The organism is Mesorhizobium sp. P171375, from assembly GCF_057786075.1.
Genome location: NZ_JBYNWF010000001.1, coordinates 2,165,484 through 2,192,467 on the forward strand (window position 1 = coordinate 2,165,484; position 26,984 = coordinate 2,192,467).

At 59.6% G+C, this 26,984-nt stretch carries 10 protein-coding genes and 8 pseudogenes; 10 read left to right on the forward strand and 8 right to left on the reverse strand.

Translation table 11 applies throughout. From position 1 onward, the window contains the following. Positions 1-33: 33 nt before the first annotated feature. Positions 34-774, forward strand: a pseudogene (locus tag ACYHH6_RS10365) (oxygen-independent coproporphyrinogen III oxidase); the annotation flags it as partial. 814 nt (positions 775-1,588) lie between these two features. Here ACYHH6_RS10365 and ACYHH6_RS10370 read toward each other — a convergent pair. From ACYHH6_RS10370 to ACYHH6_RS10380, 3 genes and pseudogenes are all read right to left on the reverse strand, one after another. Then, positions 1,589-4,123, reverse strand: a complete 2,535-nt coding sequence (locus tag ACYHH6_RS10370; protein WP_352592946.1) for a two-component system VirA-like sensor kinase — start codon at positions 4,121-4,123, stop codon at positions 1,589-1,591. A gap of 641 nt (positions 4,124-4,764) precedes the next feature. After that, positions 4,765-5,141, reverse strand: a pseudogene (locus tag ACYHH6_RS10375) (type IV secretory system conjugative DNA transfer family protein); the annotation flags it as partial. 267 nt (positions 5,142-5,408) lie between these two features. Further along, a pseudogene (locus ACYHH6_RS10380) lies at positions 5,409-5,767 on the reverse strand (DDE-type integrase/transposase/recombinase); the annotation flags it as partial. Positions 5,768-6,274: 507 nt separating this feature from the next. Between ACYHH6_RS10380 and ACYHH6_RS10385 the strand changes: the two are divergent. Both ACYHH6_RS10385 and ACYHH6_RS10390 read left to right on the forward strand, forming a co-directional pair. Beyond that, positions 6,275-6,809: pseudogene (locus ACYHH6_RS10385) on the forward strand (aldehyde dehydrogenase family protein); the annotation flags it as partial. A 283-nt stretch (positions 6,810-7,092) separates the two neighbouring features. Then, positions 7,093-15,963 carry a Ulp1 family isopeptidase gene (locus ACYHH6_RS10390; RefSeq protein ID WP_352593570.1) on the forward strand — a complete coding sequence of 2,957 codons (8,871 nt, stop codon included), beginning with the start codon at positions 7,093-7,095 and terminating at the stop codon, positions 15,961-15,963. Positions 15,964-16,115: 152 nt separating this feature from the next. Here ACYHH6_RS10390 and virG read toward each other — a convergent pair whose 3' ends face one another. Next, a complete protein-coding gene (virG, locus tag ACYHH6_RS10395) occupies positions 16,116-16,841 on the reverse strand; it encodes a two-component system response regulator VirG (protein ID WP_023685159.1) in 726 nt (241 codons plus the stop codon). A gap of 79 nt (positions 16,842-16,920) precedes the next feature. On the opposite strand from virG, the gene ACYHH6_RS10400 reads away from it, so the two are divergent. Then, positions 16,921-17,196 carry an acyl carrier protein gene (locus tag ACYHH6_RS10400; protein WP_023679571.1) on the forward strand — a complete coding sequence of 92 codons (276 nt, stop codon included), beginning with the start codon at positions 16,921-16,923 and terminating at the stop codon, positions 17,194-17,196. A gap of 105 nt (positions 17,197-17,301) precedes the next feature. Here the strand turns inward: ACYHH6_RS10400 and ACYHH6_RS10405 are convergent, their stop codons facing one another. From ACYHH6_RS10405 to ACYHH6_RS10415, 3 genes and pseudogenes are all read right to left on the reverse strand, one after another. Next, positions 17,302-17,919, reverse strand: coding sequence for a hypothetical protein (locus tag ACYHH6_RS10405; protein ID WP_023737119.1), 618 nt, complete (start codon positions 17,917-17,919; stop codon positions 17,302-17,304). After that, positions 17,919-18,098 carry a hypothetical protein gene (locus ACYHH6_RS10410; RefSeq protein ID WP_031194388.1) on the reverse strand — a complete coding sequence of 60 codons (180 nt, stop codon included), beginning with the start codon at positions 18,096-18,098 and terminating at the stop codon, positions 17,919-17,921. The genes ACYHH6_RS10405 and ACYHH6_RS10410 overlap by 1 nt, the downstream gene beginning before the upstream one ends. Beyond that, positions 18,095-18,825 (reverse strand): annotated as a pseudogene (locus ACYHH6_RS10415) (IS6 family transposase). The gene ACYHH6_RS10410 and the pseudogene ACYHH6_RS10415 overlap by 4 nt, the downstream one beginning before the upstream one ends. A 294-nt stretch (positions 18,826-19,119) precedes the next feature. Between ACYHH6_RS10415 and ACYHH6_RS10420 the strand changes: the two are divergent. From ACYHH6_RS10420 to ACYHH6_RS10430, 3 genes and pseudogenes are all read left to right on the forward strand, one after another. After that, positions 19,120-19,497 (forward strand): hypothetical protein, encoded by a 378-nt coding sequence (locus ACYHH6_RS10420; protein WP_023679574.1) that lies wholly within the window; start codon positions 19,120-19,122, stop codon positions 19,495-19,497. Positions 19,498-19,619: 122 nt separating this feature from the next. Then, positions 19,620-19,871, forward strand: a pseudogene (locus tag ACYHH6_RS10425) (DUF1403 family protein); the annotation flags it as partial. Positions 19,872-19,946: 75 nt separating this feature from the next. Next, a pseudogene (locus ACYHH6_RS10430) lies at positions 19,947-20,656 on the forward strand (IS6 family transposase). Between the two features lie 127 nt (positions 20,657-20,783). Here ACYHH6_RS10430 and ACYHH6_RS10435 read toward each other — a convergent pair. After that, positions 20,784-22,703, reverse strand: a complete 1,920-nt coding sequence (locus ACYHH6_RS10435; RefSeq protein ID WP_352593616.1) for a potassium transporter Kup — start codon at positions 22,701-22,703, stop codon at positions 20,784-20,786. 443 nt (positions 22,704-23,146) lie between these two features. On the opposite strand from ACYHH6_RS10435, the pseudogene ACYHH6_RS10440 reads away from it, so the two are divergent. The 3 genes and pseudogenes from ACYHH6_RS10440 to virD4 form a co-directional block, all read left to right on the forward strand. Then, a pseudogene (locus tag ACYHH6_RS10440) lies at positions 23,147-23,416 on the forward strand (integrase core domain-containing protein); the annotation flags it as partial. A 301-nt stretch (positions 23,417-23,717) separates the two neighbouring features. Further along, positions 23,718-24,494: a hypothetical protein gene (locus tag ACYHH6_RS10445; protein ID WP_352593613.1), complete on the forward strand. Its 777-nt coding sequence runs from the start codon at positions 23,718-23,720 to the stop codon at positions 24,492-24,494. 246 nt (positions 24,495-24,740) lie between these two features. Continuing rightward, on the forward strand, positions 24,741-26,486 hold the full coding sequence (gene virD4 / locus ACYHH6_RS10450; protein WP_488481992.1) for a type IV secretion system ATPase VirD4: 1,746 nt from the start codon (positions 24,741-24,743) through the stop codon (positions 26,484-26,486). The last annotated feature ends 498 nt before the right edge of the window (positions 26,487-26,984 follow it).

A 26,984-nucleotide genomic window follows, 5' to 3' on the forward strand; every position in this document is an offset into this window, starting at 1 on the left:
GCGGCAAGGTGGTTTGTTATCACCATGGGACGCCTGCCGCGTCAAACGGTGGTGTCGTGGGTCGAGACGGCGAGGGCAGCGGTCGCCATGCGCCCCGACCGGCTTGCCTTGTTCGGCTACTCGCATATCCCATCCCAAATAAAGAACCAGCGCCTCATCGAGGCGGAATTTCTTCCCGACAGCGCTGCCCGCGCTGAACAGTATGCGGCTGTCGCCGTGAGGCTGATTGCCGCCGGCTACCGACAGATCGGGCTCGACCATTTCGCCTTTCCGCACGACGAGCTCGCGCTGGCACAGGAAACAGGTCGCCTGCGACGTAACTCGTTGGGCTACTCGGCTGACACCTGCAGAACCCTGATCGGTTTCGGCGCGTCGGCTATCGGCCGCACCGGCCAGGGATACGTTCAAAACGAAGTTACACGGGATTCCTACATCCAGCACATCGCAGCTGGCCGACTGGCTACATCGAAGGGCCATCGCCTCACAGACGACGACCGCGTGCGAGCCGCAATTATCGAGCGATTAATGTGCGATTTCGAGGCTGACGTGCCGGCAATCTGTGTCGCCCACGGATCTGATCCGATCCGTCTTCGCGGTTCAGATGAGCGTTTGGCGATGCTGGCCAAGGACGGAATAGTGGACTTCGAAAACGGTCTTGTCCGCGTACGGCGGGAGCATCGCTTTGGGATTCGCGCTGTTGCTGCCGCATTCGATGCTTTTAGAGATGGCCTTACGTATCCCGCAGGTGAGGGCAAGCAGACACACGGAAGCTAACACAGGGGGTATCTTTTGCCGGAGAGAACGAGCTGCCATCGTGCGGTGCCCGGTTAGTAGTGAAGCGCCGTAAAATGTCGACATAGGCGTTGGTGAACTGGACCGAACGACGAGAACAGCCTATCCAGTGTGTTGTCGGCAGTTAGTTCGAAAGTCCTGCTACACCCGATCCGATGCCTCTCAACGCCGAGGCCGCACCTCCGTGCCGAAGCCGGCCTTCCCAATGGTGGGTCGAGCCGTCGCTTACCCCGTGCTTGCCTCACAGATCCGCGACCGAGAACCCAGCCTCATGCTCCCGCCCTGCCGGGGCCTAGGTCAATCTAGCATGAAAGGAACACGTCGGAACCTTGGATATCGCTTGCCCGGCCGGGCGGCGATAGCCTTGTCGGGGCAGCGAGGAGCCGTAGCCGATGATGAACGCACAGGAGAAGTCTGGCGTGAATGGGGCGATGATTGTCAAGCTTTGCTCTCGAGTCATTTCGTCAACCATCTTGCGTGACCGATTGGCGACCATCTCCTCGTCCCGACCTTATATTACCCGTTGCCTGTCGCCGCCAGCGCGCAGTGACTTGTCAAGGATGGAGGCCCGCAGACCCCATCGCGCGGCGACTTGTCCTTGACGGTCACGAGCACGGCGGCAGGTTTGCCGTGGTCGGGGAGCCCTTCCTTGGGCGGAGCCGACGACAGTGTTCGAGGGGAACTCGCCATGAGCCGGGTGCGCAGAGATCGTCCGACGCTCTTGTATTTGCTGGATCCCAGCCGGCTCCGCCTCCGACTGCCTCGGTAGCTCGGCATCCTGAGCGCGTCGGCGGCATCATGCCATTATCATCCTACGAATTGCATGCTCCATCGTCCTGGACGAGACCGGTTTGGCTAGCCAAAGGACGAAGGTCTGATTACCAGATGTGATCGGCATGGGGTCGCTTCCACCAACGACGATGATGGGCACCGTCATCAGGGTGGTACGTACGGCTTCGGGCTGTCCTGGCCCGAGGAAAGTCGCTTTATCGAAAATTAGGAGGTCGGCTGCCTTCCCGCTCTCGATCCAGTCGCAAAGACTCTCGAAGGTCGCGAAGCCGACCGGCTTATAACCCAGCGCGGCGATCTTATCCTTGTAGATCTCCAACGCTGCTGGATCGGCGTCAACGACTGCAATGATTTCTCCGTTGCCAAGTGATCCATCGCATGGGCCGAAAGCGCTATCAGCTCTGACCTGCTCCTCAGCGCAGGCCGGTAAGTAGAGATCGAAGCGTGTACCTCGGCCAACAGCCGAGGTGACGTCAAGGCATCCTGCGAGCGCGCTCACATGGCGGTCCACTGCAGCAAGACCCAGTCCGGTCCCGCCGACGCGAGAGCGCGTGGTAAAAAAGGGCTCAAAGATATGCGGAAGCACCGAACTTGCGATTCCTTGGCCATCGTCGCTGATGGAGAGGAGAACGTAATCTCCCGGTTTCAAGGTGCCCTTAGCCACGGGCTTCGTTTGACAGACGTGAGCGCGAGAAACGCTAATCTCGACACGGCCCTCATTCAAGAGAGCCTCCGACGCGTTCTTGCATAGATTCATAAGGATCTGCTGTATCTCGGTCGGGCTGCCCTCGATCACCGTTTGCGACTCGTTGATCTTGATGTTCAACTGAACATCCGCACGAAGTGTAACCCGCAGCAATGGCGCGAGATCCATTACACTCTCCGAGACGTCGAAAGGCATCGTCACGCGCTTCCGATTTCGGCTTAGTGACAAAATTTGATCAATAATCAGTTTGGCTCGGTTGCTGGCCAAGATAATTTGGCCGATGTGGCCCCGAATTCTCGAGGGGCGACGCACAAGACCTTTAGCCATCTCTGCGTAGCCGACTATTGCTCCTAGAACATTATTGAATTCATGTGTAACGCCGCTTGCGATTGTGCCGACAGCCGTCAGCCTTTCCGCATGCTCCCATCGACTCTCAAAAAGGTTACGTTCCGTGTGTACACGTTGCATTTCAAGATGGTTGCCTAAACGCACAGTAGCGCTCGCCAGAACCAGGAGGTCGTCTGTGGATGGTGGTGAGCGATCTCCTTCAAAAACAAGGATACAAACCGCAGCCTGCTGGTCGGAGGCCCTGCAACCAACAATTTGACAAACACCGGTAGTGCCTACGGCAGTCCGAACCACTTCCGACGCCGGAACGACGCGAAACACTGGCTGTTCCGGGTGTACAAGTGAGACGACTTCATGGATTAGCGTGGCGTTCCAGACGCGCATGCGCTTGTTCGCGACAAAGTACTCGGTATTCCTGCTGATACTCGGATCCACCAGAGCAAGCGCGCATTGATCGGCATCGAAAACGCATTGAATGAGTCTAAGCGCTGCTTCGGTGGAGAAGCGCCGCGAAGCCTTCGTTGCTTGACTGTCGATGAAACAAGCTTCGATCTCACTCATCGCCGCTTCAAGCTCTAACCGCCTTTCCAACCGGTTCGTCCGCACATGCAGCGTGGAGGCTCGAATGGTCGCAAACAAGCAGAGGCATATGGACACCAAGCCAAAGAAAAGTCGTGTACGCTGCGCTTGCGCGCTGGCGAAGCTGTAGGCTTTCAGATGTTCTCGCTCCAATTCGGCAGCCTTGGCGAACGTGTCGAAGGATGGGATCCGATTGACAGCGCGGTCCAACCTCAACATTGAGGACAGGATAGCGCGGCCCTCGCGGGCAACATCCTCCGTGACTTGGTCCTGGCTAGGAGGAAGTCGGCGGAGAGACTGATCGATTTGTAATGCGAGGCTGAATCCCGGTCTGGCCGAAAATTGAAGGATCAGATTGGAAAATTCAGGCCTGTTCGACACTCCCCCCCGAAGGCGATTAGCCGAGCGAGCAAAGCGTACGAGAGAGCTTTGCAGAAGCTCATTTTGCGCGGCCGAGGCCGAGATGGCAGCTTCTGTGTTTTCGAGGGAATTTTTGAGCTGTGCAACCAACCTGGAGTGCACCCCGGAGCTCTCATTGCGCGAAATCTCAACAAGGCGTTGGTAGTTTTGAAGGTTCCTTTTTAATGCTTGCCCGGTAGAAGCAACGGAACGGAAGTCCAATACCATGTCGGCGCGGGCGACGTCTCGCTGGAGCAATGCGTAGTTGATCTGAATCGTCCGCAGTTCGCTTAGGACCGCCTCGTTGATCTGGGGGTCTCGCCACTGTATCGCGACCAAGAGCGCAACCGAGGCCACTAGGGCCATTACAGAAGCTTTGTCGGTACTGAGCCATTTTTCCCAAACGAACGGCGTTTGATCCGCGGTGCGTGCCTTGCGAAGGTCCGATTTGAATTCTAGCTCCCCATCGCGTCGGTGTGCGGCCGGATGCTGCTGGAACAGGAAAGCCAAGTGTACCTCTCCCCTCAAATAGGCGGTGTAGACGCCGTCGCACTCTGCCCCCATGGCCCGCTGACCTTCCATTGATTCGCGGGCGTTTCGACCTCGACGGCGAGGCGGCAGCACAAGGCGGGCAACTGATCGCAGTTTTCGGAACTGGTCTTCCGAGAGATCATCGAAGGGGCATACAAGCGCACGCCTGCAGCAGCCGAGGATGATACCGGCCGGTCAAACGCAACTGGCGAGGGCCGGATCTGCTGTTGGCTGGCAGCTAACACTGGCGGGGCGGCGGCCTCGACTCCGACGTGCCTAGAGCCGGCTGCTGCGAAAGCGTCCGACACGCTTCCCTTGGGGTCATCCCGTCCAGCGGGCATCCTTGGATCGCTGAAAAAAGACGAGGCGGCTTGATGATCCTGCCCTCGCTGAAGCACCTCGCGAAACCCTTGTTCCAGTCGCAGAAGCTCCTCTGGACCGGTAGGCGGCTCGTCAGCTCGACCATCGAACAGCGGCCGGAGCGCCTCGGACACGTGCTGCTCAAAGCCCACTCGCCGGGCCTGGACCGCTTGCCCGTCTTCCAAGCCGGCGTCCTGCACCTGCGACAAAGCTGTTACACGGGATGGATTACTATTTCGCGGGTTCATACTAGCCTCACATCAAACTGTATCGTCAAAGTCCTGCGCCAATTCACACAGCGGGTCATCGAGTTGAGATTCTGCGGAGAGCGCCTCCTCTGCTCCCGTCAAGGGCGCCGGCTCCGGGAGGGCGCCTGTCTGGCTTTCAAAGATGCGTTTCAGAATGCGATCCGAAAAATATCGCACCTTCCTCAATTTTAATGGTGGCAGACCTTGATGAGAACGATTTCGTACTCGTCATTGAGCAGCCGCACCTGTTCGGGACGCAACAGCGGTGCACCTTGATGTGAATTCGTAACGTTCCAATCGAACGTTCGCGCCTGGCTGTAGGAAATCGATTGGGCTTGAAATGTGAATCCACCGATAGCTTTGGAAATGTAGTTCGGAGTCTCGTCATCTACCTCGATGTTCCTAGAAGCGCGCCGGCAGCCCGGGCGGGGGGCTTGGGGTTAGACTGCCAGCGCACGGCACTCATAAAGAGCGGCCTCTTTTCGCGGTTCGGACACCCATAGTCAACCCGGCAACGTCTGGATGCCCGCTGTGCTTTTTGCAGAGCGGCGATGCCGGGCATATCGGCCGATCCTGTCTAGGATGGTGTGGCCACTCTCGTCGGCCGAGTTGATGCTCCAGCCAGTATCGCCTTGCCGACCAGCATGAGTTCGCCGTTAGCAATCCATCGTTGCGGGCGTTCCAGTCACGGCCTTCCATTCGGCGGTGGCTTGCAAGCGATGAACATGTATGGCGAGAGCAGAACGTTTGGGGCGGGGGACGAAGAGGTTGCGGAGGGCTGACAAGGTCGAGACGAAGCGTTGCAGGCCTCCCGGCGATCGGACCCCTGCATCATCCGCTCCCGTTTTCGCGGCGGCACATGGGAATTCTCCGCTCTGTTGTTCAACCCCTTGTGCGACCGGTGCTCGACGTCCGGCATCATCTGTCGCTTTGCCGCTCCATACGAGCGAAGCTAGTCGGTGATCATGCGCTTCGGCGCGAGCCCCTGCTTCTTCCACAGCCGCGTCAGCAAGCGCAACCTCTCGCAGGGTGCGCTCTCAGAGTTCGTTCCTGCGCAGCGGCCTTGTTATCTCGATACTGGATAAGCGTCTACGAACCTACGCGCCGCATAACGAGCTTTGTTGCGCTGGTCGGTTGCGAAGGGTGGCTCTATGCATCGCAGTGGCGGACGCGAAATCCTCACCATCCTTCTGCATCGCGCTATTTGGCTTGCCGAACACCCAATTTCGCCGGCACGCTGCCGCTGAATACGATGATCATCTCGCATTCTTGCTATGGAGACTGTCGTCCTTCCTGGGCACGCGGCTGACGGCGACGAAAGCGGGTTTATTCATGCAACACCCCTTTTTGGCAGGCAAGCTGGTGGACTTCGGGATGTCGGGGGCGAATATAGCGAAGACTCCCGCCGCTCGCTGATGCATTCTGGACGCAACCGCATCGAGCCGATGTGTTCGAGACGCTTCGCGGCTGCAGTCGCCGAACGATGGCGTGGTTATGCGACCTGTTCGGCATGGCTACCCCCGTCCAGTCAGGCGTTCACGAAGGTGTTTGTCGAGAGTTCGTGGAGAAAGTCCGCCACTTATCGTTGGCGAGGGCTTTGCTCCGGAGTGGCGATCGGTGCGCTGATCGACAGGCAGGCTCTGGCCAAAATCGAATCCCATGCCGTCGCGAAAGGCCGCAGAATCGATGCGGGGGCAAACGCATCGCGCGAATGGCACGTCGAACTATCGGTCCTGTCTCCAGCGAGATGACCATCGCGCAAGAAAGAGACATTCGGGCGGCTGGCGCCTGTGATTGCTTCGACGATGCGGATAGGTCGTGCATGAGGCCAACGACACGATCTACGGCCTTCCCCCACATTTGTGCCTCAAACGGAAGCGTGTTTGGCGTGTCGCCGAGGCCTTGGAATATGGCATAGTGGTATGAACACGGGACGCATGTCGTCGGAAGCCGCGCCTTTCGGCCGAGTGAAGCAGTCCGGCATCGGGCGGGAGGGTTCCCGCCATTGCCTCGAGGACTACCTCGAAATGAAATACCTCTGCACGGGCGGCATCTGAAGCATGGGCTTGCAGGGCTCGCAGACCGGTAAACCAGCGAGCCATCTCCAAATATGTGAATTGTGGATTGCTCCTCGACGGGAGCTGAGGGGCGGCTCCGCAAGCCTTACGACGCTCTTTGCGAGCCGTAGCTGCCGAGCTGGCAAAAGGCCGGGCTACGTCGCGCCAGCGCAATCGGCGCGCAGAAAATTAGGCCTACCCGCTCCGGGACCGCGGACCTCGTCAGCTTCTCGTAAGTATGCCCGAGTAGGTTGCTCAGCTGATCTGTGGACGTGAGGCTAACGTGAACCGGCACAAATTTGACCTATCCAATGTAACAGGTTGGCGGCAGGTGCAGCCCCCGGCATCTCAAGAGCAAGCGGCACAGGCCGGGCAAGAGGGCTTTGAGCAGCGCTCGGGCGAGGCGCGCCAAGCCGCTGCCCAAATTCCCGCCCCCGGCGTTCCGGCTCTGCCAGACCCGTTCCATCCTCATCCGTCTCACGGAGACCTGAGCCTCATCGAAGGCGCGGCCCCATGGGAAGCGCAGCCCATGATGCAAGGGAGCGGACAAGAACACGCCGCGGCGCCGTACGCCGGAGGCAGTGGGTCGATGCTAGGTGCCTCGGTGCTGCAGCCGGGTCACTCAACGGCGCGCCATCATCATGCGCCGGATTCGTCAGTGGGTGATCTGAATCCTTCCGCACCGTTCGAGTTGCGTGACCATGCTCGTTCCCCCGTGCCGGCGGCGGTGCAGCCAGATCCTCCAGTAGTGGTCTCCGACGGTCGCGGCTGCAAGCGTCCTCTTTATTCCAACGATGCGACCGTTGTCGAAGGGCTGAGGTCACTCTACGCGGGTAAGGCCAAGGAGGAAACGGTCAAGCGCCATGTAAATTCTCTTTACGGCTTTGGTCGTTGGCTCTTTAAAAATAACAAGCCGGGATTTGCTGCTCGGCTTCACGAGGAGTCGCTGGATGAAGATCTCAAGGAGTACGAGAGCAGTGGTGGCTCCTCGACTGTGGCTGTGGCACTGCGTCGTCTCAGAGAGTCGGCGGGCGGAGTGCCAATGGTGGGCCGCGCTGTCCTGAATCCCGACCCTGCCGACGCCGTGCTCATCAAAGAGTACAAAGCGGCTCTCATCAAAGAGTACAAGGGAGCGCCTGCGACCGGGCCGAATCGCCAAACCATTCACGACTATGGAGCTACTCTTAGACGTTTCAGTGAATACCTGGTTGAAAACAACAAGCCGGGGATTGCGGCTCGGCTTCACGAGGAGTCGCTGGATGAAGATGCCAAGCGCTATAAGGCCTCCAGTGGTGACCGGAGGATCATTGCACTAGCTCAACTCCGGAAGTTCCTGCCGTCCGCCGCACTCGGGCGCGAAATTGCCCTTGCTGCTCGTCCGGAAGACGCACTCGGCATGGAGGCTCGTGCCATTGGGGACGCCGCTGCGCAGCACAGCGGGCCGCAGAAGGCATTGGGTCGGCCAGAGAAGCTCCCTGGGGAAGCTAATGAAGACGCCGCTGTTCTGCCATCGTCTTTCGTACCAACTGGGCACCATCACCAAGCCTCGGATCCCGCAGAGTCCTTTCGTCCCCTGATCTGGCGCGACGGCGACCAGCGCGCGCCGGACGAGCGGATCGCTGCACAGGACAGGAGCAACCTGCTACCAAGCGAGGAGGTGCCACTGAGGCCACCGGAATTCGCTCCTCCCAGCTTGCGGGCGGGGAATTCCGCCTCGCCAGAGCTCTTTCCTGAGGGGATGTCCCCCGCGGTCGAAGGGTTTTTTGGTGTTTTCGGCGACCCCAGCGGGCGGGTGCTCGGCGCATTGCAATTGCTAGGCGACGAACATATCCACAGGGATTACCAGCTCCTGGAGCAGGAGTTGCAGGGGAACAATCCAGAACTCGCCGCCCGGACGCGGTTCGTGGATCCCCTCGTAGCCAATTATCATCTGCGCTTGGGCTCCGAGAGCGACAAGCTAAGCGCATTCCAGCGCATCGTCCATAATCAGAACGGTAACGACACAGCCGACTTCCTGTTCGTGCCAGTGAGCGATGGCGGTAAGACTCTTGCGGAGCGCGGCAAACATTGGTCGCTGCTGTTCGTTGATCGCAGCGACCGGGAACGGCCGGTTGCCTATCATTATGACTCCGTCAGCGGATGGCATGACAAGCTTGCAAAACACCTCGCAGAAAGGCTGGGCGCCAGCCTGGAGACCCGCGTGGACTTACCCCGCATCGCCCAGCAGAGCAACGAGTGGGATTGCGGAGTCTACGTGGTGGACGGCACGCGGGCGCTGGTTGGGCGATTGCAAAGATGGCAGCCAGACCTGCCAGACCTGAACCTCAACAACCTCGTCGTCAATCGGCAGGCACTACAAACCCGACTCATGGGTGACGATACATCTGGAACGGCAAATTATCTCACGAACTTTGAACTCATGGACCGACAGGCGCGAGACGCGGTTAAGGAAAGCCCCGTTGGGACGTTTCACCAGCGGATCAAGCGGCTCGGCCAGTCAGCGCGAGCGTTGCACGACAGAGCCCTGGCTCCAGTCGCGCCGGACCAAGGCAACCCAGACTCGGTGTTCGTACGGGACGTTGTTCCCGGGGAAACACGCCATCATCATGCGCCGGATTCGTCAGTGGTTGATCTGAATCCCCCCGCACCGTTCGAGTTGCGTGACCATGCTCGTTCTATGCCGGCGGCGGTGCAGCCAGATCCTCCAGTAGTGGTCTCCGGTCGCGACAAGCGTCCTCTTTATTCCAACGATGCGACCGTTGTCGAAGGGCTGCGGTCAGCACTCTATGCCGGTAAGGTCGGGGAGCGCACGGTCACGGACCATGTAAATTCTCTTCTCGGCTTTGGTCGTTGGCTCTTTGATAATAACAAGCCGGGATTTGCTGCTCGGCTTGACGATCCGTTGCTGGATCAGGATCTCAAGGAGTACCAGCGCGAGAGTGGCTCCTCGAACGTGGCTAGAGCACTGGGTCGTCTCAAAGAGTCGGCGGGCGGAGCGCCAATGGTGGGCCGCGCTGCCCTGAATCCCGACCCTGCCGACGCCGTGCTCATCAAAGAGTACAAAGCGGCTCTCATCAAAGAGTACAAGGGAGCGCCTGCGACCGGGCCGAATCCCAAAACCACTCAGGACTATGCGGCTACTCTTAGACGTTTCAGTCAATACCTGCATGAAAACAACAGGCCGGGGATTGCGGCTCGGCTTTACGAGGGGTCGCTGGATGAAGATGCCAGGCGTTATTTGGACTCCAGTGGTAACCGGTGGATCAGTGCACTAGCTCATCTCCGGAAGTTCCCGCCGTACGCCGCACTCGGGCGCGAAATTGCCCTTGCTGCTCGTCCGGAAGACGCAGTCGGCATGGAGGCTCGTGCCATTGGGGACGCCGCTGCGCAGCACAGCGGGCCGCAGAAGGCATTGGGTCGGCCAGAGAAGCTCCCTGGGAAAGCTAAGCAGCTGAGCGAGATCGGCAATTCAGGCGCTCGCGTGCTGATGCAGGCCCCCACCCATCAAGTGGGTGCATTGCCATGGGAGGCGCAGTCCATGATGCTGGGGGACGAGCACCTGGCACCGCATACCGGAGGCAGTGGGTCGATGCTGGGTGCCTCGGTGCTGCAGCCGGGTCACTCAAGGGCGCGCCATCATGATGCGCCGGATTCGTCAGTGGTTGATCTGAATCCCCTCGCACCGTTCGAGTTGCGTGACCATGCTCGTTCTGTGCCGGCGGCGCCTGCCGGGCCAGCGTTCGCCAGGGCTGAGGAGACGCCCTCCGCGGTTGGCGAGGCCGCGGTGGCCGAAAGGTGGGCTCGGTTGCAAAAGCAAATGGACGAACCAGTGCATGATCCCGGCCCTCAAGTGGATACATCGCCATGGGAGGCGCAACTCATGGTGCAAGGGAGCGGACAAGAACACGCCGCGGCGCCCTACGCCGGAGGCAGTGGGTCGATGCTGGGTGCCTCGGTGCTGCAGCCGGATCACTCAACGGCGCGCCATCATCATGCGCCGGATTCGTCAGTGGTTGATCTGAATCCCCCCTCACCGTCCGAGTTGCGTGACCCTGCTCGTTCTGTGCCGGCGGCGCCTGCCGGGCCAGCGTTCGCCAGGGCTGGGGAGACGCCCTCCGCAGTTGGCGAGGCCGCGGTGGCCGAAAGGTGGGCTCGGTTGCAAAAGCAGAAGGTCGACGCTGATTTGTCGGGATATTTCGACTCGATTCCGCACGCGGACCTTCTACGATCGCCATGGGAGGCGCAACTCATGACGCAAGGGAGCGGACAAGAACACGCCGCGGCGCCCTACGCCGGAGGCAGTGGGTCGATGCTGGGTGCCTCGGTGCTGCAGCCGGGTCACTCAACGGCGCGCGATTCGTCAGTGGTTGATCTGAATCCCCCCGCACCGTTCGAGTTGCGTGACCATGCTCGTTCTGTGCCGGCGGCGCCTGCCGGGCCAGCGTTCGCCAGGGCTGAGGAGACGCCCTCCGCGGTTGGCGAGGCCGCGGTGGCCGAAACGCTGGCTCGGTCGCAAAAGCAGATGGTCGACGCTGATTTGTCGGGATATTTCGACTCGATTCCGCACGCGGACCTTCTACGATCGCCATGGGAGGCGCAACTCATGCAAGGGAGCGGACAAGAACACGCCGCGGCGCCCTACGCCGGAGGCAGTGGGTCGATGCTGGGTGCCTCGGTGCTGCAGCCGGGTCACTCAACGGCGCGCCATCATGATGCGCCGGATTCGTCAGTGGTTGATCTGAATCCCCCCGCACCGTCCGAGCTGCGTGACCCTGCTCGTTCTGTGCCGGCGGCGGTGCAGCCAGATCCTCCAATAGGGGTCTCCGGTCCCGACAAGCGTCCTCTTTATTCCAACGATGCGACCGTTGTCGAAGGGCTGAGGTCAGCATTGGAGAGCACGGTCAAGCGCCATGTAAATTCTCTTCTCGGCTTTGGTCGTTGGCTCTTTGATAATAACAGGCCGGGATTTGCTGCTCGGCTTCACGAGGAGTCGCTGGATCCGGATCTCAAGGAGTACGAGAGCAAGAGTGGCTCCTCGGACGTGGCTAGAGCAGTGGGTCATCTCAAGACGTGGGCGGGCGGAGCGCCAGTGCTGGACCGCGCCGCTGTCCTGAATAATCCCGACCCTGCCGACGCCGCGCTCATCAGAGATTACACAGCGGCTCCCATCAAAGAGTACAAGGCAGCGCCGACCGGGCCGAATCCCGCTACCATTCAGACCTATGGATCTGCTCCTAGACGTTTCAGTGAATACCTGGTTGAAAACAAAAAGCCGGGGATTGCGGCTCGGCTTCACGAGGGGTCGCTGGATGAAGATGCCAAGCGCTATAACAACTCCGGTGGGATCAGTGCACTAGCTCATCTCCGGAAGTCCGAACTCGGGCGCGAGCTCCCTGGGAAAGCTAATGAAGACGACGCTGTTCTGCCATTGTCTTTCGTGCCAACTGGGCCCCATCACCAAGCCTCGGATCCCGCAGGGTCCTTTCGTCCCCTGATCTGGCGCGACGGCGACCAGCGCGCGCCGGACGAGCGGATCGCTGCACAGGACAGGAGCAACCAGCTATCAAGCGAGGAGGTCCTCATCAACCGTGAGCATGATACAGCGGAGTTGAGACCAGCGAAGAGGCAAAGGCCCCTGAACAGTCGTCTGCAGGACGTTGCCACTGAGCCGCAGCTGAGCGAGATCGGCAATTCAGGCGCTCGCGTGCTGATGCAGGCCCCCACCCATCAAGTGGGTGCATTGCCATGGGAAGCGCAGCCCATGATGCAAGGGAGCGGACAAGAACACGCCGCGGCGCCGTATGCCGGAGGCAGTGGGTCGATGCTGGGTGCCTCGGTGCTGCAGCCGGGTCACTCAACGGCGCGCCATCATCATGCGCCGGATTCGTCAGTGGTTGATCTGAATCCCCCCGCACCGTCCGAGTTGCGTGACCATGCTCGTTCTGTGCCGGCTGCGGTGCAGCCAGATTCTCCAATAGGGGTCTCCGGTCGCGACAAGGGTCCCCTCTATTCCAACGATGCGACCGTTGTCGAAGGGCTGAGGTCAGCTTACGCGGGTAAGGTCAAGGAGAGCACGGTCAAGCGCCATGTAAATTCTCTTCTCGGCTTTGGTCGTTGGCTCTTTGACAATAACAGGCCGGGATTTGCTGCTCGGCTTGACGAATCGTCGCTGGATCAGGATCGCAAGGAGTACGAGAGCAGGGGTGGCCCCTCGGAGTACGAGAGCAGGGGTGGCCCCTCGATCGTGGCTAGAGCACTGGGTCGTCTCAAGACGTTGGCGGGCGGAGCGCCAGTGGTCGACCGCCCTGTCCGGAAGCCCTACCCTGCCGACGCCGCGCTCATCAGAGATTACACAGCGGCTCTCATCAAAGAGTACAAAGAAGCGCCTGCGACCGGGCCGAATCGCGGTACCATTCAGGTCTATGGATCTACTCTTATACGTTTCAGTGAATACCTGCATGAAAACAAAAAGCCGGGGATTGCGGATCGGCTTCACGAGGGGTCGCTGGATGAAGATGCCAAGCGCTATGTGAACTCCGGTGGTAACCGGAGGATCAGTGCACTAGCTCATCTCCGGAAGTTCGCACCCGGGCGCGAAATTGCCCTTGCTGCTCGTCCGGAAGACGCAGTCGGCATGGAGGCTCGTGCCATTGGGGACGCCGCTGCGCAGCGCAGCGGGCCGCAGGAGGCATTGGGTCGGCCAGAGAGGCCCCCTGGGAAAGCTAAAGACGGGCGGGTGCTCGGCGCATTGGAATGGCTAGGCGACGAACATATCCAGAGGGATTACCAGCTCCTGGAGCAGGAGTTGCAGGGGAACAATCCAGATCTCGCCGCCCGGACGCGGTTCGTGGATCCCCTCGTAGCCAATTATCATCTGCGCTTGGGCTCCGAGAGCGTCATGCTAAGCGCATTCCAGCGCATCGTCCATCAGAACGGTAACGACACAGCCGACTTCCTGTTCGTGCCAGTGAGCGATGGCGGTAAGACTCTTGCGGAGCGCGGCACCCATTGGTCGCTGCTGTTCGTTGATCGCAGCGACCGGGAACGGCCGGTTGCCTATCATTATGACTCCTACAACGGATGCAATGACACGCTTGCAAAAGAGCTCGCAGAAAATCTGGGCGCCAGCCTGGAGACCCGCGTGGGCGTATCCCGCATCGCCCAGCAGAGCAACGTGGTGGATTGCGGAGTCTACGTGGTGGACGGCACGCGGGCGCTGGTTGGGCGATTGCAATCGCAGCCAGATAACCTGAACCTCAACAACCTCGTCGTCAATCGGCAGGCACTACAAACCCGCCTCAGGGGTGACAATACATTCGGAACGGCAAATAATCTCACGAACTTTGAACTCATGGACCGACAGGCCCGAGACGCGGTTAAGGAAAGCCCCGTTGGGACGTTTCACCAGCAGATCAAGCGGCTCGGCCAGTCAGCGCCAGACGTTGCTCCCGGGGACCCATTTAAATTTCAAAGTCTTGAGAGCAAGGGGGACGCCGCTGCGCAGCGCAGCGGGCCGCAGGAGGAATACAGTTGGCCAGAGTATCTCCCCCCTGGGAAAGCTAATGAAGACGACGCTGTTCTGGCATCGTCTTTCGTGCCAACTGGGCCCCATCACCAAGCCTCGGATCCCGCAGGGTCCTTTCGTCCCCTGAGCTGGCGCGACGGCGACCAGCGCGCGCCGGACGAGCGGATCGCTGCACAGGACAGGAGCAACCAGCTATCAAGCGAGGAGGTCCTCATCAACCGTGAGCATGATACAGCGGAGTTGAGACCAGCGAAGAGGCAAAGGCCCCTGAACAGTCGTCTGCAGGACGTTGCCACTGAGCCGCAGCTGAGCGAGATCGGCAATTCAGGCGCTCGCGTGCTGATGCAGGCCCCCACCCATCAAGTGGGTGCATTGCCATGGGAGGCGCAGCCCATGATGCAAGGGAGCGGACAAGAACACGCCGCGGCGCCGTACGCCGGAGGCAGTGGGTCGATGCTGGGTGCCTCGGTGCTGCAGCCGGGTCACTCAACGGCGCGCCATCATGATGCGCCGGATTCGTCAGTGGTTGATCTGAATCCCCCCGCACCGTCCGAGTTGCGTGACCATGCTCGTTCTGTGCCGGCGGCGGTGCAGCCAGATCGCCCAAAAGTGGTCTCCGGTCCCGACAAGGGGCCTCTTTATTCCAACGATGCGACCCTTGTCGAAGGGCTGAGGTCAGCACTCTATGCCGGTAAGGTCGGGGAGATCACGGTCAAGCGCCATGTAGATATTCTTTTCGGCTTTGGTCATTGGCTCGTTGAAAATAACAAGCCGGGGATTGCGGATCGGCTTCACGATTCGTCGCTGGATCGGGATCGCAAGGAGTACGAGATCTGGGGTGGCGGCCCCTCGGCCGTGGCTGGGTCACTGGGTCGTCTCAAGACGTGGGCGGGCGGAGCGCCAGTGGTGGGCCGCCCTGCCCTGAATCCCCACCCTGCCGACGCCGTGCTCATCAGAGAGTACACAGCGGCTCTCATCAAAGCGTACGAGGCAGCGCCGACCGGGCCGAAACCCCGTACCGTTGAGGTCTATGGGTCTGCTCTTAGACGTTTCAGTCAATGCCTGGTTGAAAACAAAAAGCCGGGGATTGCGGATCGGCTTCACGAGCGGTCGCTGGATGAAGATGCCAAGCGCTATATGAAAACCGCTGAAATCAGTGCACTAACTCATGTCCGGAAGTTCGCACTCGGGCGCGAAATTGCCCTTGCTGCTCGTCCGGAAGACGCAGTCGGCATGGAGGCTCGTGCCATTGGGGACGCCGCTGCGCAGACCGCGGCACAAGCTCATGGCCACGCAGGAGAGCAGGGACCCATCTCTCGAGCTCAACAAGTCGCGCCAGCGCCGTTTGAACGGCACTTGGGCAAGAAGCGCGAGGCCCAGGACGGACTGACGAGTACACTTGACAGGAGCAACCTCGTGAACAGCGGGGGCGTCATCATAAACAATGAACATTCCACAGCGCTGTTGAGACCGGCGAAGAGGCAGAGGACTGATAATCCGCAAAGCCGCGCCATGGGGCGGCAACTGAGCGAAGCAACCACGACGTCCATCAGCCAAGCCTCCGATCAAGCCCGAGCGGACCTAGTGGCTTCCTTCAGAAGCAGGGAGCGCTCCGACGCGGGGCGTTGAGCTCCATGGCTGGGGTCAAGCAGAACAGCTCTCTTGACGACAGAGGCGCTGATGCGATCTCCGGACCGGTAGCTCTCGCCGTAATTGATCAGGCTGGTACTGTTGGAAGGCTTGATCAGCCTCGTCACCCCAATCTCCAGCATAGCTCACTGTCACGCGGCCAACGTGCCTCCGTAGCTAACATCTACGTCAGCGTTGAAGAAGTAGCCTGCGCCACGGGATGTTTTGACCAGGCGAGGGTTGGCCGCATCAGCCTCCAGCTTTCGGCGCAAGCGCATGATTAGGACATCGATACTTCGATCGTACACCTCTTCTCCACGCACACGGCTCGCGAGCAAAAGCCGTTCTCTGGATAGCACGTTGCGGGGGTTCTCCAGAAATGCGATCAAGAGATTGAACTCACATGCGGTAAGCTTGACCTCGCCACGCTCCGCACAGATCAGTCGCCGCTGCTTCACGCTGAGCTTCCAGGCCCCAAAGCGAAATGAGCGCTGCTCTCTGGTTCGCGGACTAGAAATGCGCTGGCGTAGCGCTACTCGAATGCGGGCCAAGAATTCGCGCATCCCGAAAGGCTTGGGAATGAAATCGGTTGCGCCGAGCTCCAGTGCAACCACTTTTTCCGCCTCATCAAGCCGGTCGCCGCTGATCACTATGATAGGAACATCCGATTTTGTCGCCAGATTGCGGACGATCGCAAGTCCATCCTCCCGGCCTAGGTTAAGGTCAACAACCACGAGATCGACTGGCTCACGTGAAAGAACATAGTCAAACTGCTTGCTATCGTGGACTGCGGTTACCTTCAGGGCATGCATCGTGAGATACTCGGCGATGAGGCGCCGCATTGCGGCATCATCGTCAATGACAAGAACATGTTTCAACGGCACACCTCGTTTTGGGGGTTGGGCCCCGATCAGGGTTGCATTACCTGAATCTGCAATCAAAAGGCATGTATTAGTGATGACATTACTTGAAATTGAACAACTGGTTCTCAAAACCCTCAACGCTCTAGTTGCCGAAAAAGTAGAGGTCTCGATGACAACCAGAATGCGGGATCTCGGCCTCGACAGCCTCGACTATAACGAGCTTGCTACGGCGATCGAGAGCCGACTTGGCTGGTTTGTCGACGATTACAAGCTCTGGCAATACGAGTCCGTAAGGCATGTCGCCGACGCCGTCGCCAGTCAGGAGTTGCGCACCGCGGAACCACCAGCAGTGCGGCAAGTGCTGGAGTAGTGCTGTAGGCACAGGTTACGGTGAGGGCAGCTTGGGCGGCGGTAGCTATGGCCATTGCTCCGCTGTGGTTTGTATCCGTGACTGGTGTGTTTGAGAACTGTTGGGTCAGCCCGGTCCATGTCGCAGTGCCGATGCCCCCTTGGTGGCGTTGCCCGCAATTGCGATCGCTGCGCCCAGGGCACCAATGCTGACGGTCGTTGTCAGGCCACCCGTTGAATTGTTGTCAGAGGCAACAGTGCCCACCACACCATCCCAATCGGTGGTCGTATAGACCGACATGTAGTCACGGAACACGCTCTCACTATACGTGGTCACGATCGTTGCCGTCGTACCGGTTGGCACGAGGGCTGACCACACTGACAGATAGACCACACCAGAATTGAAGATGCTTTCCACCTGAGCGAGAAGGGTGGCAGCCACACCCCCAATCGTCATACTGTTGACGGTCACTGCACTTTCGGTGTCAGTGGTCTCAGTTGTCACGATGACACGACGATTAGCGTGTGGCGCGACAAGAAGCGGAATGCTGGTGTGGGTGTAAACGGTCGTGGCAGTCGAGTCTTCGTGAGTGCCATTGAAGACCAGATCTATCGGGAACATTTTCTCCCAGACGCCCGAGCTGCGCACATAGACCTGTCGAGCCTTGGTCCAGAGGCTTGAGATTTTCACCCAGACGGCGCTGGCCGCCCCCCAGACCCCGGAGGCTTTGACGTAAAGTGCCATTACGGCTGCACCCAGAAATCACCGTCCACGCCGCCAGAAGGGGCAGCGGCCGAGATCGTGACGCTGCGATTTGCCATCGTGCCGACGCCGAGAAGCGCCTTGGTCTGGGCAATGGACTGCGGTCGACGATAATTGTCCCCGGTGCCGTCACTCGACACGCGACCGACGAAGCTCGTCACAGCGTCGGCACCTGTGGCGTAGGTCGAGCGGTACAAACGCGTCGTGATATCACCAGCGCCATCGCGCTGAGGCGATGAACATGTATGGCGAGAGCAGAACGTTTGGGGCGGGGCGGGACGAAGAGGTTGCGGAGGGCTGACAAGGTCGAGACGAAGCGTTGCAGGCCTCTCGGCGATCGGACCCCTGCATCATCCGCTCCCGTTTTCGCGGCGGCACATGGGAATTCTCCGCTCCGTTGTTCAACCCCTTGTGCGACCGGTGCTTGACGTCCGGCATCACCTGTCGCTTTGCCGCTCCATACGAGCGCAGCTAGTCGGTGATCATGCGCTTCGGCGCGAGCCCCTGCTTCTTCAACAGCCGCGTCAGCAAGCGCTTGGCGGCCTTGGTGTTGCGGCGGTTTTGCACGATTTCGTCCAGCACATATCCATCCTGGTCGACGGTGCGCCACAACCAAAGCTTTTTGCCGGGCGATGGTGACGACCACTTCGTTCAGGTACCAGACGTCATTCCGGCACGGCGGCTTGCGGCGCAAGCAGCGAGCGCAGTCCAGCCCGAACTTGATGCCCCACCGGCGACTTGTCTCATACGAAACCACGATGCCGCGTTCCAGCAGCATTTCCTCAACCAGGCGCAGGCTCAGCGGAAACCGGAAATAAAGCCAGACCGCGTGGGCGATAATAGGCGGCGGAAATCGGGGGGCGTGTAGCTGACGGCGGGCGTATTCATGCCCCCCGGCGTCCATGTCGCAAATCTTGACGATTGCTTTGTGTGTCAAGCCCGCCGCAGGTCTCAACGCGTTCAATGCAGACATTGTGAAAATCGCCCTATTCCGCCTTTTTTTACCGCCCCTTAAGTCCCCCGCTCGCATGCTTGTCGATGCCATTGAACTCATAGCCATCGGCCAAGGATTTTGGAAAATATGTTTCCGCTCGCAGCAGAAAACGTGAGAGTCGCTGTAGGCCTAACGTTAAGGGGAGAGAGCGGTTTGATTGGACGAAATGGGTACCGGAGTACCGAGTCATGAAGCCACGAGGTAATCTGGTCCGACTGAAGCAATTTCAGGTGAATGAGAAGCGGCGACAGTTGCACCAGCTAGACATCATGATTGCCGATTTCGAACGCATGGCGCGAGAACTGGACTTCCAGTTAAACGCCGAGGAAACGAAGGCCGGCATCTCCGATGTCAATCATTTCGCTTATCCGACGTTCGCCAAGGCCGCTCGCCTACGTCGTGACAACGTCAAGAATTCGCAATCGGACCTTCTGCGGCAGAGAACCGCAGCCGAGCCATGCCTCGCCGAGGCTGAAGCAGAGCTCTCCAAGGCGCAAATGCTAGAATCGCGCAGCGGCAGAGGCCACGACCTCGAACCCGGCAACCGAAGCGCCATGATCGGCTGAGCCGGATGGCTTCAGCGCGCCTCATTCGCGACACCCGACTGGCCGTTGGCGCGCGAGAGGCGTGCGGGCACTGTAAAGATATCAGCGTATTGATGCAGCGATAGCTGGTCGGGACGGCTGTCATGCTGCGGCGACATACGCGATTTTGTTCCAGATTTGCATGGCGGCGTTACGCAGGTATTGGGGGAAAGTGGAACTGGTTGGCACTCGGATCATCGGTGGAAACGAACCGCTGCCGGCGGATCGGCGCCTGGCGGCAACGCCTGGCGCTTTCGGCGGCGGCGGTAACGGCAAAGCAGGCTGGCCGGTCGAGGATGAAGCGGCACCTGCGCGATGCCGTTCTGCTCACGGCCGGGAGACGGGGTCGGCCCCGCCGGCCGGATGCTGCTCGCTTAGCGCGGCATCGTAAAGTCAACCGACAGCTTATGAAGATGTGCGTACATTGGGCCATGTCAGAAGTTGCTCGTGATCCGCTCTATGGTCGCCACCGCTTTCCCGCCGAGATCATTGCGCACGCGGTATGGCTCTACTTTCGCTTTCCGCTCAGCCTGCGCATGGTTGAGGACATGCTGGCGGCCCGCGGCATCATCGTCACGCATCAGACCGTTCGAAGCTGCGCGGAGAAATTCGGACGGCATTCCGCCCAGGAGATCAATATCAGCCGGCTGCCTGGGCGATAAATGGCATCTCGACGAATGTGTCGTGGCTATCAGTGGCAAGAAGCAGTGGCTCCGGCGTGCCGTCGATCAGGACGGCTTCGTCCTCGAAGTGCTGGTACAAAGCCGCCGAAATGCCAAGGCGGCAAAGCGTCTGATGCGCAAGTTGCTGAAAGCTCAAGGGCGGACACCACGGATCATGATCACCGACAAGCTCCGATCCTATGATGCCGCCATGCGCGACCTCATGCCCGGCGTCGAACACCGGTCGCACACAGGCCTGAATAATCGAGCGGAAAATTCGCACCAGCCGACCCGACGACGCGAAAGGATCATGAAACGCTTCAAGTCGGCACGCCAGCTTCAGCGGTTCGTTTCCATCCATGATCCGATTGCCGACCTGCTCACTTTCCCTGCAATGCGCTGTCATCGGCTCAACATCGAGACCTGCGTAACGCCCCATGCAAATCTGGAACAAAATCGCGTGTGTCGCCACAGCGTGACAGCCGTCCCGGCCAGCTATCGCTGCATCAAGCCGCTGAAACTTACAGTGCCGGGCGCGCTGCTACCTGAATTTCCTTACCGCTCAATCAATGTGACAGCACCGATTCTTCTCAACCGCGGCATGCCCTAAATCGTCACTTGCGTTCCGATCTCGACGACGCGTCCGGTCGGGATCTGGAAGTACTCCGTCGCGTCGGCCGCCGTACGCGCCAGGCCGATGAACAACCGGTCCTGCCACACCGGCATGCCGGAATTGGGCGAGGCCTTGAGCGAACGCCGTGACAGGAAGAACGAGGTCGTCATGATGTCGAACTTCCAGCCTTGCTTGCGGCAGATCGCCAGCGCGCGCGGGATGTTCGGCTGCTCCATGTAGCCGAAGGTCAGCGTCACCCGCATGAACAGCTCGTTGACCGTCTCCATCTTGACCCGGTCGCTGTCGGGCACCACCGGTTGCGGCGCGGTCACCACCGAAAGGATGACGTTCTGCTCGTGCAGCACCTTGTAGTGCTTCAGGCTGTGCATCAGCGCGGTTGGCGCGCTGAGTGGATCGCTGGTCAGGAACACCGCGGTGCCGGACACCAGCTGCGGTTTCTTCTTCAACAGATTGCCGGCGAGGAAATCGAGCGGGATTTCGTTGCGGCGGGTCTTGTCGAACAGATAGCGACTGCCGCGCACCCAGGTCCACATGGCCATGATGATAGCGAAGGCCACCGCCAGCGAAGCCCAGCCACCCTCGAACACTTTGACGATGTTGGAGGCAAAAAAGCCGACATCGATGAAGCCGAACAGCGCCGTCATGGCGACCGCCACCCACAGCCGCCATTTCCAGATCCGGGTCATGACGACGAACAGCAGCACCGTCGTCACCAGCATGTTGCCGGTCACCGAGATGCCATAGGCGGAGGCGAGCTTGCTCGATTCGCCGAAACCGACGACCAGCAGCATCACCGCCAGCGCCAGCAACAGATTGACGCGCGGCATGTAGATCTGGCCCGACTGCTTCTCCGAGGTGTGCAGGATTTCCAGGCGCGGCAGCATATTGAGCTGCACCGCCTGCCGGGTCAGCGAGAAGGCGCCGGAGATGACCGCCTGGCTGGCGATGACAGTCGCGGCCGTCGCCAGCACGACCATCGGGATCAGCGTCCAGCCTTCGTTCATCTCGAAGAATGGATGGCCGACGACGCCATTCTTGGCCAGCACGAAGGCGCCTTGCCCGGCATAATTGAGCAGCAGGCAGGGAAACACGATCGCCAGCCAGGCCAGCACGATCGGCTTGCGGCCGAAATGGCCGAGATCGGCATAGAGTGCTTCGGCGCCGGTGACGGCGAGGAAGATGGCGCCGATGGTCACGAAAGCGACGTCGGGCGAATTGATCAGAAACGCGACGATGTAGTGCGGGCTCACCGCCCACAGGATTTCCGGATCGGCGATGATGTGGTTGAGCCCGGAAAGGCCAATTGCCAGGAACCACACCGCCGTCACCGGGCCGAACACCAATCCTACCCCGCCCGTGCCGAAGCGCTGCACCGCAAACACCATGGTAAGAATGACCAGTGTCAGCGGCACGACATAGGGCTGGAAGGTCGGCGTGACGACATTCATGCCCTCAACCGCCGACAGCACCGATATCGCCGGTGTGATGACGGCATCACCGAAGAAAAGCGATGCCCCGACGATGCCGATGCCGAGCATCAGCGCCGAGCGCTTGGGGAAACTGCCGCGCGCCAGCGCCATCAGCGACAGCACGCCGCCCTCGCCGCCGTTATCGGCGCGCAGCACGAACATGATGTACTTGATGGTGACGATGATCGTCAGCGACCAGATGATCAATGACAAAACGCCGAGGATATCGCCGCGCTCGGCGACATTGCCGCCCGACGACGCCACCAGCGCCTCACGGAACGCGTAGATCGGGCTGGTGCCAATATCGCCATAGACAACGCCGAGCGCGCCTAGCATCAGCACCTCGGGGCTTTGCTGTTCGATTGCCGGATGGCTCGACTGTTCGACGGGTTCTGCCTCGCTACCAGTATTGGTAAGGACCATGGACGACACTCCGATAAGGGGCGGCCCTCTACCTTTGCTGCACTGCAATATCAAGTGCCGCGACGTAATGGCTCCGTATGCGGACCGCATTTGTTGCCGCACCGGCGGATTGTCTCATACGAAACCACGATCCCGCTCCCGGGCCATTTCCTCGACGAGACACAGGCCAAGGGGACCTGAAGGAGGGCCAGACCGGATGGGCGATGATCTGCGGCAGGAAACGATGGCGCTGCTTGTAGCTGACGGCATGTCTTTCTCCTTTGTGTGTCTGCCAGACGAGCGGGCGGGCACGGAAGTGGTCGCGCTCTGGCTGCCAGACATACTCGTCCAACCTGATGAAAACCTGACTTGTACACCCAGCCCAAACAGGTGCGAGGGGTCGGTCTATTACCAAAGGCTCTGAGGGCTGATTCTCTAGGGTTCGGCATTCAATACACCGAGCGCTTGCGGAGGCCGGCGTCGAACCCGCAGTGGGCAGTGTCGGCGACTCTTTCGATAATGCTCTCGCGGAAACGATCAACGGTCTTTACAAGGCCGAGGTGATCCATCGACGCGGACCCTGGCGCTCATTCGAGGCCGTCGAGTTCGCCACGCTCGAATGGGTCGACTGCTTCAACAATCGCTGGCTGCTGGAGCCCATCGGCAACATCCCGCCGGCCGAAGCCGAGGAACGCTACTACGGCATGTTGGATGAACCAGCCATAGCCGCGTGACTCAAACGAAACGGCCACCGGAATGCCCGGGGCAGTTCACATCGCATTTGATGCCAGCTTCATCGTATTTTCTTCGGCTTGGACGGGCACTTGGCAGACCCACAGAGCTGGGAACCCTTTGCCATACTACAACTGTAACATCATATCGGTTTAGCAGGTCAAGCTTTGGTGGTAACCTCATTGGGTAGAATAACTACTTTGGAGGCGAGCAATGGATCGCGATAACAAACGGGCACGTGCAGCTGCAAGATCATCTCAAGGCGTGGGGAGCAGTAGCCTCCGTGACGTTCCAGAGGGGCCATTGAGCGATGTTGCAGAACGGCTGGTAACCGCTAACCCGCGCGATACAGCGCGAAATCTTGGGGGCTTCAAAGGCCTCGGGACGCACGAGCGAACAGCCGTTCGGGGCACTCAACCCGGGCCAGAAACTGACCTCGCGAGATTTGAAAGGCGGACCAATCGTCTTGGACGATCAGCCATCGATCTGGCCGCGACATTAACAGCCGAATTGGGGTACAGCACGGATGACATAGCATTGCAGAAAGTCGGAGCGGCCAGTAATCTAGGCGATTACCTAACGCCAGGGCTGCAAGATGCTATTGTTAATCGCATTGGCAACATGGATCCGCCGTCGCAAGCTCTCGGAACTTATTACGTTGCGCCACACTTCAGTAAGTTTACTCACGAAAATAAATCTCGCATTCTTGATCAGGCCATTGGATTGGCTTCTTCTGATCCGGATGGCAATGTCAGAAACATGGCATCCAATGCTATTCTCAACATGTATCCCCAGTTAGACGCAAATCAACAGGCCCAAGCTCACTCAGTTTTTCCCGGCATGCAAGACATCTTGCCGCACATGCCGCCGCCGCAGCATGCAGCAGAGGAACGGAGTGCGAATCTGGACGGCCACATAGCAGGTATTGAGGCTGCAGTCCGTGATACAGTAGGCCCGCAAACCTCCTATGAACAGCTGCAGCGGGGTGCTCAAATCGGGCGGTCCATAAACCACGCCTTCAATCACGCCCGAGAGGACCTAATGGAGGCCACCAGAAGCAGAGATCGCTCCGGCCGTTGAGGTCTCGGCCATGGTACAGTGACGCTTTCTCTCCCGAATCCGTTTACGGCCTTGCCGTTTCCAATTCGCTGGCCGTTGACGTACCTGCTTAGTGTAACTTTCAAAAACCACGTCTGCCGGGTGATGCGCTGCAAGCATCGCACCACCCACTGCGGCATCGATCTGTCGAGCGGCGACATCGCGCGACGCCGGTTCGGTCTCTGAAGCACGCGCAGCATTAGCTACGGCTAATCCGGCAATGGAACAATGCTTTCAACAAAAACGACGCCCCCCAACATAGCCATTAGCATCGCGTGCTCACTCGCCGTGGGCTTCTGTGCGGCAAGTCTTTACGCAACCTTCCGCCACGGCGGCAGCGGCGAGGCTCTGATGGCGTTTGATGTCCGTGCCTTTTGGTTTGAGACGCCCTTCTATTTGGGTTTCGCAACCCCCGTTTTCTATCGGGGCGCGGCTATCGTGCTCTCGACGTCCGCGGTCGTCTTGCTGATTCAGCAGATCGTATTGCGCCGCAAGCTCGAACACCACGGGACGGCTCGTTGGGCTCGAGTGGATGAAATGCGACGCGCGGGATATCTGCGACGATACCGTGGCGTGACAGGGCCGGTGTTTGGGAAGACAAGTGGCCCTTTCTGGCCTGGCTACTACCTGACCAATGGCGAGCAGCCTCACAGCCTCATCGTTGCACCGACCCGCGCTGGCAAGGGCGTCGGCATAGTCATTCCAACGCTACTTACATTCAAAGGCTCGGTGATAGCTCTGGACGTCAAGGGGGAGCTCTTTGAGCTCACCTCGAGGGCGCGCAAAGCCGCAGGTGACGACGTGTTTAAATTCGCGCCGCTGGATTCGGAGCGGCGCACAAACTGCTACAATCCGCTGTTGGATCTTATAGCGTTGCCTCCACAGCAGCAATTCACCGAAGCCCGCCGCTTGGCCGCAAACCTGATTACGGCCAAGGGGGAGGGCGCGGAAGGTTTCGTCAGCGGCGCGCGAGATATCTTTGTCGCGGGAATACTTGCCTGCATCGAGCGGGGCACGCCAACAATCGGCGCCGTCTATGACCTCTTCGCCCAGCCGGGGGAGAAGTTTAAGCTCTTCGCGCGACTCGCCATGGAGACCCAGAACAAAGAGGCACAACGCATCTTCGACGACATGGCGGGGAACGATACGAAAATCCTAACCTCCTACACTTCCGTGCTCGGCGATGGCGGGCTCAACCTGTGGGCGGATCCCGCTGTAAAGGCGGCCACAAGTCGCTCGGACTTTTCGGTCTATGATCTTCGCCGTCGCAGAACGTGCATCTATCTTTGCGTTGGTCCGAACGACCTTGAGGTGATCGCGCCTCTGATACGCTTGTTTTTTCAGCAAATCGTTTCAATTCTGCAGCGGTCGCTGGCCCGCCGGGATGAAAAGCACGAGGTTCTCTTCCTGCTCGACGAGTTCAAGCACTTGGGTAAGCTGGAAGCGATCGAGACCGCAATCACGACTATCGCGGGCTACAAGGGGCGTTTCATGCTCATCATCCAAAGCCTTTCGGCACTGACGGGGGCTTATGGAGAGGCTGGCAAGCAGAATTTTCTCAGCAATACCGGACTGCAAGTGTTCATGGCCACGGCTGATGACGAGACTCCGAACTACATTTCCAAGGCCATCGGTGAATACACGTTTGAAGCCAAATCGATTTCCCACAGCCAGGCGCGAACGTTCGACTGGACCATTCAGAATTCACATCAAGGTGCACCGCTATTGCGTCCCGAACAGGTTCGGCTGCTCGATGACGACTACGAGATTGTTCTCATCAAAGGTCTGCCACCATTAAAATTGAGGAAGGTGCGATATTTTTCGGATCGCATTCTGAAACGCATCTTTGAAAGCCAGACAGGCGCCCTCCCGGAGCCGGCGCCCTTGACGGGAGCAGAGGAGGCGCTCTCCGCAGAATCTCAACTCGATGACCCGCTGTGTGAATTGGCGCAGGACTTTGACGATACAGTTTGATGTGAGGCTAGTATGAACCCGCGAAATAGTAATCCATCCCGTGTAACAGCTTTGTCGCAGGTGCAGGACGCCGGCTTGGAAGACGGGCAAGCGGTCCAGGCCCGGCGAGTGGGCTTTGAGCAGCACGTGTCCGAGGCGCTCCGGCCGCTGTTCGATGGTCGAGCTGACGAGCCGCCAACCAAACCAGAGGAGCTTCTGCGACTGGAACAGGGGGTTTCGCGAGGTGCTTCAGCGAGGGCAGGATCATCAAGCCGCCTCGTCTTTTTTCAGCAACCCAGGGATGCCCGCTGGACGGGATGACCTCAAGGGAAGCGTGTCGGAGGCTTTCGCAAGCTCTGGGACGCCGGAGTTCGGGCCGCCGCCCCCAGTCTTGGCTGCCAGCCAACAGCAGATCCGCCCTTCGCCGGATGAGCTTGACCAGGGCAACCACCTGTGAATCGGCGTGCAAAATTGACCCTATAAGCCGGGGAATCGGCGTCCAATTTTGACCCCCCTGAT

Bases quoted from the DNA above. Each gene is read 5' to 3' on its own strand.
- ACYHH6_RS10405 (WP_023737119.1), bottom strand. From the start codon at position 17,919: ATGGCACTTTACGTCAAAGCCTCCGGGGTCTGGGGGGCGGCCAGCGCC.
- ACYHH6_RS10435 (WP_352593616.1), bottom strand. From the start codon at position 22,703: ATGGTCCTTACCAATACTGGTAGCGAGGCAGAACCCGTCGAACAGTCG.
- ACYHH6_RS10400 (WP_023679571.1), top strand. From the start codon at position 16,921: ATGACATTACTTGAAATTGAACAACTGGTTCTCAAAACCCTCAACGCT.
- ACYHH6_RS10420 (WP_023679574.1), top strand. From the start codon at position 19,120: ATGAAGCCACGAGGTAATCTGGTCCGACTGAAGCAATTTCAGGTGAAT.
- virD4 (WP_488481992.1), top strand. From the start codon at position 24,741: ATGCTTTCAACAAAAACGACGCCCCCCAACATAGCCATTAGCATCGCG.